Source organism: Arthrobacter sp. JCM 19049, from assembly GCF_001310435.1.
Genome location: NZ_BAXF01000007.1, coordinates 16715 through 27764, shown reverse-complemented (window position 1 = coordinate 27764; position 11050 = coordinate 16715). Strand labels below are relative to the sequence as shown.

The following is an 11050-nucleotide window of genomic DNA, read 5'->3' as shown; positions in this document are numbered from 1 at the left end:
CTTGGCAATGGCCTCCTTGGCGGCGAAACGGGCCGCCAGCGAGCGCAGCGGCAGGCCGCGCTCTTCCGGGGTGAACAGGCGCCCTTCCAATGCGGGGGTGCGTTCCAGCTGGCGTCCAAAACGTGGCACATCGACAATGTCCACGCCAATTCCTGCGATCATGCTTCCTAGCCTAGGGGATCAGAACGGTCGGGCCGGTAGTGCCCAGGGTGAACGAGACAACGGCCGGGCACCACCTGCAGGTGGTGCCCGGCCGTTGCCAGAGGGGGCCGTTTACTCGACGGTGACCGACTTGGCCAGGTTGCGCGGCTGGTCCACGTCATAGCCCTTGGCGGTAGCCAACTCGCAGGCGAACAGCTGCAGCGGCACCGTGGCCAGCAGCGGCATCAGCAGGGTCGGGGTCTCGGGCAGGTAGAAGACGAACTCACCGTAGGCCTTGACCGCCTCGTCGCCTTCCTCGGCCAACACCAGGGTCTTGGCGCCGCGGGCGCGCACTTCCTGGATGTTCGAGACAACCTTGGAGTGCAGCGAGTCCCGCCCACGCGGGGAGGGGACCACCACGAACACCGGCTGGCCGTCATCGATCAACGCGATCGGGCCGTGCTTCAGCTCACCGGCGGCGAAGCCTCGGCGTGGATGTAGGCGATTTCCTTCAGCTTCAGCGCGCCCTCCATCGCCACCGGGTAGCCGACGTGGCGGCCCAGGAACAGCACCGAGGTGGCATCGGCCATGGAGCGGGCCAGTTCGCGGATGGCATCCGAGCGGTCCAGGATGTCCTGGATCTTGGCCGGGATCTTGCCCAGGTCGGCCATGATGTCCTTGATCTGACCGCTGAACAGGTTCCCGCGCAGCTGGGCCAGGTAGAGGCCCAGGATGTAGGTGGCGGTGATCTGGGCCAGGAACGCCTTGGTGGAGGCCACCGCGATCTCCGGGCCGGCGTGGGTGTAGAGCACCGCATCGGATTCACGCGGGATGGTGGACCCGTTGGTGTTGCAGATGGACAGGGTCTTCGCGCCCTGCTCCTTGGCATAGCGCACGGCCATCAGGGTGTCCATGGTTTCCCCGGACTGGGAGATGGAGACGATCAGGGTGTTCGCATCCACGATCGGCTCACGGTAGCGGAACTCGTGGGAGAGCTCGACCTCCACCGGGATCCGGCACCAGGACTCGATGGCGTACTTGGCCACCGACCCGGCGTAGGCGCTGGTGCCGCAGGCCAGCACCACGATCTTGGTGACGTTGGCCAGTTCCTCGGCGTCAATGCGCAGCTCATCAAGGGTCATCCGGCCCTCGGCGTCCGAACGGCCCAGCAGGGTGTCGGCCACCGCGGCGGGCTGGTCGTAGATTTCCTTCTCCATGAAGGAGGGGAAGCCGCCCTTTTCGGCGCTGGCCGCATCCCAGTCCACCGTGAATTCCTTGCCCTGGGCGGTTTCGCCGTCAAAGCCGATGATCTGGTGGGTGTCCGGGGTGATGGTCACGATCTGGTCCTGGCCCAGTTCCACCGCCCGGCGAGTGAAGTCAATGAAGCCCGAGACATCCGAGCCCAGGAAGTTTTCGCCCTCGCCCAGGCCCAGCACCAGTGGGGAGTTGCGGCGGGCGGCCACCACGACGCCCGGGTGGTCCTTGTGGGTGGCCAGCAGGGTGAAGGCACCCTCCAGGTGGTTCACGGTCTGGCGCAGCGCCTCGGTCAGGTCCCCGGTGCCCAGCTCGCGGTAGGTCTTGCCCAGCAGTGCCGCGGCAACCTCGGTGTCGGTCTCGGACAGGAACTGCACGCCTTCGGCCAGCAGCTGGGCCTTGATTTCGGCGAAGTTCTCGATGATGCCGTTGTGGATGACGGCCAGGTTGCCATTGTCCGCCAGATGCGGGTGCGCATTGACGTCGGTTGGTCCGCCGTGAGTGGCCCAGCGGGTGTGGCCGATACCGGTCTGGGAGACCGGCAGCGGGTTCTCGCTGATTTCGTTTTCCAAGTTGGCCAGCTTGCCGGCCTTCTTCCGGGCATGGATGGCGCCGTCGGCTACGACCGCAACCCCTGCCGAGTCGTAGCCCCGGTATTCCAACCGGCGCAGGCCCTCGATGAGGACCTCTAACGCATCATGACCGTTGTTTCCGGTCGGTGTACCTGCATATCCAACAATTCCGCACATGCCAGAAAGCCTACCTTTTGACGGCGCCCGGCAGATAGAAAATGTGATACCGTCCTGCCAGAAAAACCTGTGTTATGAGTCACGGGCCGGTCTCCTGTTTGGGTGTGAGGTCAAAAGTTGGCACAATTTCCTCTCGTGGAACCAACGCAGCTTCAGGACACCTCGATCTCCCCGTTTGTCGAACTTGACCGGCAAACCTGGGCCCGGTTGTCCAACAAAATGGAGCAGCCGCTGAATGTGGAGGACATTGAACGGCTGCGTGGTCTGGGCGACGGCCTGGACCTGCGTGAGGTCCGCGACGTGTACCTGCTTGAGCCGGCTGCTGTACCTCTATGTCACCGGCGCCGGAGCCACCCACCAGGCGACCATGACCTTTTTGGGGGAGAAAACCCGCCAGACCCCCTTCGTAATCGGGGTGGCCGGTTCGGTGGCGGTGGGCAAGTCCACCACCGCGCGTGTGCTGCAGGAGATGCTGCGGCGGTGGCCACAAACCCCGGACGTACAGCTGATCACCACCGACGGGTTCCTCTACCCGAACGCCGAGCTGGAACGCCGGGGCCTGATGGAACGCAAGGGCTTCCCCGAATCCTATGACCGCCGTGCACTGCTGCGCTTTGTCTCGGCCGTAAAATCCGGAGCCCCGGAAGTCAGCGCCCCGGTCTACTCGCACCTGACCTACGACATCCTGCCCGATGAGCGTAACGTGGTGCGCTCGCCGCAGGTGCTGATTGTCGAGGGGCTGAACGTACTGCAGCCAGCCCGCACCCGTTCGGACGGCACCGTGGGGCTCGCGCTCAGCGACTTCTTTGACTTCTCCGTCTATGTCGATGCGCGCACCAGCGATATTGAGGAGTGGTACATCAGCCGCTTCATGAAGCTGCGCTCCGGTGCGTTCCTGGACCCGGCCAGCTACTTCCACCGCTACTCCAAGCTCAGTGACTTCGAGGCCCGCGCCACCGCCCGTCGCATCTGGAAGAGCATCAACGAGCCGAACCTGAAGGAGAACGTGCTGCCTACGCGCGGGCGCGCGCAGTTGGTGCTGCGTAAAAGCGGGGATCACTCGGTCACTCGGATGCTGCTGCGTAAAATCTGAGAGTACGCTCAAAATATCGGCAACGCGCTACAAATTCTTTAGAAAATAGTCCTAGATGAAGCTCTTTCAGAGTTTATCCATGTGTATGATCGACCCATGCTAAAGGGTTTCCGCGATTTCATAATGCAGGGCAACGTTGTCGACCTCGCCGTTGCGTCGTGATTGGTGCCGCTTTCGGCGCCGTAGTCAACGCATTGGTGGACAGTGTGTTGATGCCGTTGATCTCCGCACTGGTCGGTGCGCCGAGCTTTGACGACTTCCTGGTGTTCAACATCAACGGCAACCTGATCCAGGTGGGTGTCTTCCTCACCGCCCTGGTCAACTTCCTGCTCATTGCCGCCGCCGTCTACTTCGTGATCGTGCTGCCGATGACCAAGGCCACCGAGCCCTGAAGCGTCACCGCGGCCTGGAGGAAGAGGAAGAGGAGCCGGATCCGCAGCTGGCGCTGCTGGAACAGATCCGCGACGAACTGCGCACCCTGCGCTAAGGCCAGTCCCTCACCCATATCAGCCAACCTTGCGGGGTGCATCACGGTTCACAGCCGAGATGCACCCCGCCTTAGCGCGCGTGACGTCCTAGCGAACCGGTGCCGCGCGCGCAGAGAAGCGAAAAGTGCGAAGATAGCAGATGTGAACTTTGAAGTGGTAGAGCAGCAAGCAGCACCCGACGGCGATCCCATGAGTGCCCCGTGGGAACGCCGAGCCCTGGTGGACCTGTCAGCAATCCGAAACAACGTGCGCCAGGTGACCGACCTGGTGGCCCCGGCCAAGGTCATGGCCGTGGTGAAGGCCGACGGCTACGGCCACGGCGCCTACCGGGTGGCCCGGGCGGCATTGGAAGCCGGGGTCAGCTGGATCGGCTGCGCCCACGTCACTGAGGCACTGGCGTTGCGGGCCAAGGGCATCGACGCCCCCCTGCTGGCCTGGCTGCATACCGCGGACACCCCCTTCGACCAGGCGGTCGCCGCCAACATTGACCTGGGCGTCTCCGGCTGGGAACTGGAGCACATCGCCGCCGCGGCCCGCAAGATGGAAACCCCCGCGCGTATCCACCTGAAGCTGGATACCGGGCTGGGACGCAACGGCGCCATGCTTGACACCCTGCCCACCTGCTGGACCAGGCCATGACCTACCAGAACGAGGGACTGCTGCGCGTGGTGGGGATCTTCTCTCATCTGGCGGTTGCCGACGAACCGCAGCGCCACGAAACCGACGAGCAGCTGGCCGCCTTCGACGCCGCCATCACCCAGGTGGAGCAGGCCGGATTCGACCTGGAGGTACGGCACATCGCCAACACCCCCGCCATCCTTTCCCGCCCGGACTCCCACCATGATCTGGTCCGCCTCGGCTTGGGCCTGTATGGGCTCAGCCCCTTCCAGGACGAGGAACCCTCCAACTTCGGACTGCGTCCGGCCATGACCCTGGAAACCCGGGTCGCCAACGTGAAGAAGGTGCAGAAGGACCAGGGCGTCTCCTACGGACTGAACTACCGCACCACCGGGGAAACTTACCTGGGGTTGATCCCGCTCGGGTATGCCGACGGCCTGCCGCGCATCGCCACCGGCGCACCGGTGAACATCCACGGCACCACCTACCCGGTGCGCGGGCGGATTGCCATGGACCAGTGCGTGGTGGACCTGGGCCCGGATATTGACCCGGAACACTTCCTGGGCGCCACCGCCCGGGTGTTCGGCGAATCCGCCGCGCCGGTCACCGAATGGGCCAACGCCGCCGGAACCATCAACTACGAGGTCGTCACCCGGATCTCCCCGCGCGTGCCGCGCATCTACCTGGAAGGCAGCTGGGGCGAGTCCTACCTGGACGAGGAAGAGGACACCGGTGCCTAGCACCCCGAAGCATCACATTCAGCAGGACGGGCACGCCCAGCAGCTGACCCTGCATCCGGCCACTGTGGAAGCCACCCAGGCGATCGGCGCAGAACTCGGACGGCAGCTGCGCGCCGGGGACCTGGTCATCCTCACCGGGGAACTGGGCGCTGGCAAGACCACGCTCACCCAGGGCCTGGGAGCAGGACTGCAGGTCCGCGAAGGGGTCATCTCCCAACCTTCGTGCTTTCGCGCATACACCCCAGCCTGGTCGGCGGACCGAACCTGGTCCACGTGGACGCCTACCGGCTGAGCGACCCCAGCGAAGTGGACACCCTAGATCTGGAGGCCACCGCCCCGGAGGCAGTGACCGTCGTTGAATGGGGTGCCGGGAAGGTGGAGCACCTGAGCAGCTCCCGCCTGGAGCTGGCCCTGGCACGCGCGCCCTGCCTGCGGACACCACCACCGCGTCCTGGGAATTCGATGACGAGGGCAGCGATGAACCGCGCACCCTGACACTGAGCGCCACCGGTCCGGACTGGGAACCGGCGCGCTGGGAGCAGCTGCGCGCGGCACTCGAGGCCACCTTGAAAAGCTTCAGCAACCCGGAAGGCCAGCCATGAGCAACTACCTGGTCATAGACACCTCGGCGCACACCTCCGTGGCCGTGATTGACGCCAACGGCACCGTGCACGCCGAAATCACCAGTGAACGGTCCAACGACCAAACCGAAACCCTGGTCAGCTACATCCACCAGCTGCTCGCCCAGGCGGGGCTGGAAGGCAAAGAACTGGCCGGCATCATCGTGGGAACCGGGCCCGGCCCCTTCACCGGGCTGCGGGTGGGGTTGGTGGCCGCCCGCACCCTGTCCTACGTATGGGGTGTGTCGCTGCACGGGACCATGTCCCTGGGGGCGCTGGCCGAACGGGTGCGTCGCGAACTGCAGCCGGACGCCGAATACCTGATTGCCACGGACGCGCGCCGCCGCGAGGTCTACTGGGCGCGCTTCGCCGCTGACGGCGAGCTGCTGGATGGGCCGCACGTCTCGGCCGCCGGGGAACTACCGTCCCTGGAAGTACACGGTGTAGGTGCCGGACTCTATGAACAAGAACTCGAAGAGGCCGGAGCCCAGGTGGCCGGTGCCAGCCGAGACTGGCTGACCCGAGCTGCCGACCTGGGGCCGCGTGCGCTCGCCGAACTGGCAGAGGGCGCGGACCTGTCTGATACCGCCCCACGCTACCTGCGCGAGTCCGACGCCAGGTCCCACAGTTCATGAAGCAGGCCAAGTCATGAGTCATGAAGCAGCTCAGTCCCTCAACCCGGTGCTGCGCACCATGCTGCCGGGGGACATCCCGGCGGTCCACGCCCTGGAAGTGGCCAGTTTCCCGGCCGATGCCTGGCCGGTGGAACTCTTCGATGCCGAACTGTCCCAGCACGAGACCCGGGATTACTGGGTGTACGAAGCCGAAGGGCAGATCCTGGGCTACGCAGGCCTGTGCACCGTACTGCCCTTCGCCGATGTGCAGACCATTGCCATCCGTCCCGATGCCCAAGGCCAGGGCTGGGACGAAAGCTGATGCAGGTGATGATTGAGCGTGCCCGGGAACACAACGCCCGCGATGTGATGCTAGAAGTGCGCAAGGACAACCCGGTGGCGATCGGGCTGTACCTGTCGCTGGGCTTTTCCAAGATCCATGAACGCGCCAAGTACTACCGCGACGGCACCGACGCACTGATCATGCGCCTACGGCTGCGCGAAGAGGAGACGAAATGAGCACGGCCAAAGCCCCCATCGTATTGGGCATCGAATCCTCCTGCGACGAAACCGGGGTCGGCATCGTGCGCGGCACCCAGCTGCTGACCAACACGGTCTCCAGTTCCATGGATCAGCACGTGCGTTTCGGCGGGGTCATCCCGGAAATCGCGGCCCGCGCCCACCTGGAAGCCTTCATCCCGACCTCGATGCGGCGCTCGCCGACGCGAAGCTGACGTTGGATGAAGTCGATGCCATTGCCGTGACCAGCGGTCCGGGCCTGGCCGGTGCACTGATGGTTGGTGTCGCCGCCGCGAAGGCGCTGGCCCTGGCCACCGGTAAACCTCTATACGGCATCAACACCTGGTCGCCCACGTGGGTGTCGGGGTCCTCGGCGGCAAGCCGCTGCCCGCCCAGTTCGGGGCGCTGCTGGTCTCGGGCGGGCACACCGAAATCCTTAAGGTTACCTCGCTGACCGATGACGTACAGCTGCTCGGCGCAACGATTGACGATGCCGCGGGCGAAGCCTATGACAAGGTCGCCCGGTTGCTGGGCTTGGGATATCCCGGCGGACCGGCCATTGACAAGGCCGCTACCCAGGGAGACCGCAAGGCATTCCGATTCCCTCGCGGATTGAGCCTGCCCAAGTTCACCGGCACCGCTGAGAACCCGGGCAAGCACCGCTACAACTTCTCGTTCTCAGGGCTGAAAACCGCGGTATCACGGGCTGTTGAGCACTTCGAGTCCCAGGGGCTGGAAGTACCGGTGGCTGATATCGCGGCATCCTTCCAGGAAGCGGTCGTAGACGTCATCACCGCCAAGGCGGTTCGCGCCTGCACCGAGAACGGACTAAACACCCTGTTGCTCGGCGGGGGAGTGGCGGCCAACACTCGGCTACGCGAGCTGCTGGCGGCGCGCTGCGCCTCGGCTGGCATCGACCTGACGGTTCCGCCGTTTAACCTGTGCACCGATAATGGGGCGATGGTTGCGGCGCTGGGGGCGCAACTGGTGGAAGCTGGCGCTGCGCCAAGTGGCGTGAACTTCGCGACCGACTCCTCGCAGCCGGTGACACAGATCAGCCTTTAAAGACAACGAATAATCACAATATGCAACTGCAACTGCAACTGCAAGTGCATGTGCGTGTGACGCTTCACGTGCACCTGGCTTTCCAGCGTCAGCTTTCCACGCTGTGGGCGGATCCAATCAGTTGGGTCAATGGTTCGTCGAAGGTGTCTCGCAACTGACGGTGTAGACACGATCCTACGTCACAAGTTGTGACATATAGTTGCGAGAGTTTCGAGTCACTGAGTTCCTGCGATTTTTGGTAGGGGGAGTGAGAGTGAGTGAGACGTCTTGTAACCTATCGGTTGCAAGATCCCGGGGTGTTTTATTTGGAGCATGTATCTTCACTGGGGGTCGGATCCGGCAGAGCGTATGGACAGGTTGGCTCCCGCGCCACACAAATAGTCCTTATGGTGTTGGGCCCCGTCGCGGATCGTGTTCCGGGATTGTCGCCAGGCACTGCGCACAAAATCCTGGCGGTAAGATGAAGGCCATGGGGTGGATAAGTAGGGCGTACTCAAAAAATCAGATCAACAAAGCCGGAAAGCTAATTGGTAGCGGGACCGGCACTCGGGTCGAGGTTATGGAAGCCCGAGACAAGGTAAGTAACTTCCGGAGTGCACATGCCTATCCGCTGTTCTCTGTGACTATTCATGTTCGGAAGAACGCTCTCGCGGTGAACCCGAACGCCATCATTGCGCGTCGCTTAAAGCGTTTACCGACGATCATTGACAAGCTCGAGCGGCATCCGAATATGAACGTCACTACAATGCATGACCTGGGCGGTTGCCGGGTGATCCTGCCAACCGTAGCCGACTTGGAAGCTCTCGTGGGACGTCTTCAGGACACCAAGCGTGCACAGAACGCTATCGTGCGTTCATACGACTACCTGAGAGATCCGGGTCCGCAGGTCACGGGCTACCGCGGGATTCATTTCGTTTATGAGTACCGCGCGACTAAGCCAGAATTTGTCGGTTCTCTAGTCGAGGTTCAAATCAGGACGGAGCTGCAGCATGCATGGGCGACCGCAGTGGAGACGCTGGACTTGTTCGGGGGCACGCGCCTGAAGTATGGGACGGGCGACGCAGCGTTCAAGCGCTACTTCCTTGTAGTGAGCTCACTTATGGCTCTAACGGAGGACTTGCCGCAACCGGAGGAAGCCGCCGGAAGTTCGGACGAGCTGCGTCACGAGTTACGTATTCTTGAGGACGAGCTTGGTGTCCTTGGCCGGTTGAAAAACTACGTGGCGATCGTGAAACAGTTTGGTTCCCAAAAGCGTACGACCTTCCTCATGCAGCTACACCGCCGCGAGCAAACTCTGTATCTGGACCTGTTCGAAAATACTGCCGGTGCAGAAACGAAGCTTGCAGAGATTGAAGCTCTCGGGGATGACAACGTTGACGCTGTCCTTGTGTCGTCATCGAAGGTCGGTATGCTCCAGTCGGCTTATCCGAACTACTTTGCAAATACGTCAGCATTTTCAGCATTCGTTGAAGATCAAGTCAGCGACAATTAGCCAAAGCATCTAACTCGGTTGTGGCCACGGAACCCGCGCAGACGAGTCGACGAGTTCCACTCGGAATTTCCCTTTTGGGGGCTCGACCAGCCAGCCCAATCCCATGCCACACCCTAGCGGATGAAAGATATGAGGGTGTGAGTGCTGAAATCTGCGCAGATTCCTCCTGAAAATGACAGTTCACCGCCTAGATACGATGATGCGGTGTCATATGGCTCATGAGTCTCATAACCTATAGGTTATGAGACCTTCTAAAGCCACTCTTTGTTCCATCCGAGCGGCAACTGTCCAAGGGAGGAGAATTTGCTGTGCGAATCCGTGGGAAAGTCTTTCAACAGCGTGATTCCCCGATGGCACGTGCCCGCAAGCGGACCCCTCAGCGGACACTCGTGGATGCCTCGGTATTTAGAGAATAGTTTTAGACAGGGAGGTCCGAGCGTGAAAGGTCGTTGGCACGCGGCGGGCTCTCACAGGGTGCTTCTGCTTTGCGGTGAATGGCGCGTCGGTTTCCACCGAATTCGGTAGGGTTTTTGGAGATCCGCGGATGAGGGGAAGCAATGCAAGAAAATGAGCGGGTAGCCAGTCTGGTGGGCACTGCGCTCGACAACTTTGATAACCCCGGACAGTCAGTTGCATCAATTGTGAGGCAAGCAGCCCGCATCGCATCTTTGCGGCAAGACTTCTCAGCGCAGTATCGCTTCCAGATCGAATTGCTAGATGTAGCCTCCGGTGCCGCAAAGACCGACCCAACTATTGACGGTATTTACAGCAACCTCATCACTCTCCTCGGTATTGAGGACGCTCGAAAGCAAGTGATGACCGCGTACTACGGCTATGAGCGTGGACGCAGAATGGCTGGCACAGAGAACATCAACGTCATCAGCATCGCCCAGGTTGAAGCCAACCTGGCACAGCTCAAAAGTGTATACGCGGAGTACTCCGTGGCTGACAAGGGAAGCACCTACTACGCTTACGAAGCGGCTCTTGCCGCTGACAAGCAGCAAGCCAAGTTGCTCCCACTGATTCAAAACCACGCGAAGATCATTGAGCACGTTCGACAGGATATATACAGCTACTTGTTGCTCACTGAGAACAACCTGCACACCGGCAAGCCGACCAGCAGCGTCTTCGAACGCGGACTGGAGTATGTCAGGACTTCTCTGGCTGAACGCGCCCCGGCAGCTCTCGATAAATTCTTGGCGGCGGAAGTGTGTCTTGCGGGAGGTACTCCTGAGGATCTATCTCACGCACTCACCAGCACCCGTCGGATGATCAAGGACCTTGCCGACGCTCTCTACCCGGCAACGGGAGAAACGATCGTTGGTGAAGACAGAGTTGAGCGCGTTATGGACGATGAAGCATACCGAAATCGGTTAGTACAATTCGCCAAGGAGAAACTCGGTAAGCGCCTACAAGGCAAGGTCATGGGAGACACTCTTGCGAGCTATGGGAAGCGGATCACCAATCTTGACTCCATGGCGAACAAAGGCGTGCACAGCGATGTCACCGCTGCTGAGGCTGAACAATGCGTGATCTGGAGCTTCATGCTTGCCGCTGACCTTCTGCGCATTGCGGATGGAACTTCGGTAGACTTGGCGCCAGTAAGCGGTCCGGGTAATTGACTGTGATACCGCACCATCCGAACGCGCGACAGTGG

4 protein-coding genes and 7 pseudogenes are annotated in these 11050 nt (G+C 61.9%); 9 read left to right on the top strand and 2 right to left on the bottom strand.

Features of this window, described 5'->3' with window-relative positions; all coding sequences use genetic code 11:
- Positions 1-162: 4'-phosphopantetheinyl transferase superfamily protein (locus tag JCM19049_RS17700; RefSeq protein ID WP_279402172.1), on the bottom strand; the 162-nt coding region annotated here is incomplete at its 3' end.
- A gap of 111 nt (positions 163-273) precedes the next feature.
- Positions 274-2144: pseudogene (gene glmS, locus JCM19049_RS01100) on the bottom strand (glutamine--fructose-6-phosphate transaminase (isomerizing)).
- A gap of 135 nt (positions 2145-2279) precedes the next feature.
- Here glmS and coaA point away from each other — a divergent pair.
- The 9 genes and pseudogenes from coaA (at position 2280) to JCM19049_RS01055 (ending at position 11015) form a co-directional block, all read left to right on the top strand.
- Positions 2280-3237: pseudogene (coaA, locus tag JCM19049_RS01095) on the top strand (type I pantothenate kinase).
- A gap of 96 nt (positions 3238-3333) precedes the next feature.
- Positions 3334-3724, top strand: a pseudogene (mscL, locus tag JCM19049_RS01090) (large conductance mechanosensitive channel protein MscL).
- A gap of 190 nt (positions 3725-3914) precedes the next feature.
- Positions 3915-5083, top strand: a pseudogene (gene alr / locus JCM19049_RS01085) (alanine racemase).
- Positions 5076-5578 (top strand): annotated as a pseudogene (tsaE, locus tag JCM19049_RS01080) (tRNA (adenosine(37)-N6)-threonylcarbamoyltransferase complex ATPase subunit type 1 TsaE). Before alr ends, tsaE begins: the two co-directional pseudogenes overlap by 8 nt.
- Positions 5579-5681: 103 nt before the next feature.
- Positions 5682-6338, top strand: coding sequence for a tRNA (adenosine(37)-N6)-threonylcarbamoyltransferase complex dimerization subunit type 1 TsaB (gene tsaB / locus JCM19049_RS01075; RefSeq protein ID WP_054820534.1), 657 nt, complete (start codon positions 5682-5684; stop codon positions 6336-6338).
- A gap of 13 nt (positions 6339-6351) precedes the next feature.
- Positions 6352-6836, top strand: a pseudogene (gene rimI, locus JCM19049_RS22935) (ribosomal protein S18-alanine N-acetyltransferase).
- Positions 6833-7901: pseudogene (gene tsaD, locus JCM19049_RS01065) on the top strand (tRNA (adenosine(37)-N6)-threonylcarbamoyltransferase complex transferase subunit TsaD). The pseudogenes rimI and tsaD overlap by 4 nt, the downstream one beginning before the upstream one ends.
- Positions 7902-8553: 652 nt before the next feature.
- Entirely contained in the window at positions 8554-9393 is an 840-nt protein-coding gene (locus JCM19049_RS01060; RefSeq protein WP_279402171.1) for a RelA/SpoT domain-containing protein, read from the top strand.
- A 557-nt stretch (positions 9394-9950) separates the two neighbouring features.
- A complete protein-coding gene (locus JCM19049_RS01055) occupies positions 9951-11015 on the top strand; it encodes a hypothetical protein (protein WP_279402170.1) in 1065 nt (354 codons plus the stop codon).
- Positions 11016-11050: the final 35 nt, after the last annotated feature.

Excerpts from the sequence above, each read along its gene's own strand:
- JCM19049_RS01055 (WP_279402170.1), top strand. The coding sequence starts at position 9,951 with ATGCAAGAAAATGAGCGGGTAGCCAGTCTGGTGGGCACTGCGCTCGAC.
- tsaB (WP_054820534.1), top strand. The coding sequence starts at position 5,682 with ATGAGCAACTACCTGGTCATAGACACCTCGGCGCACACCTCCGTGGCC.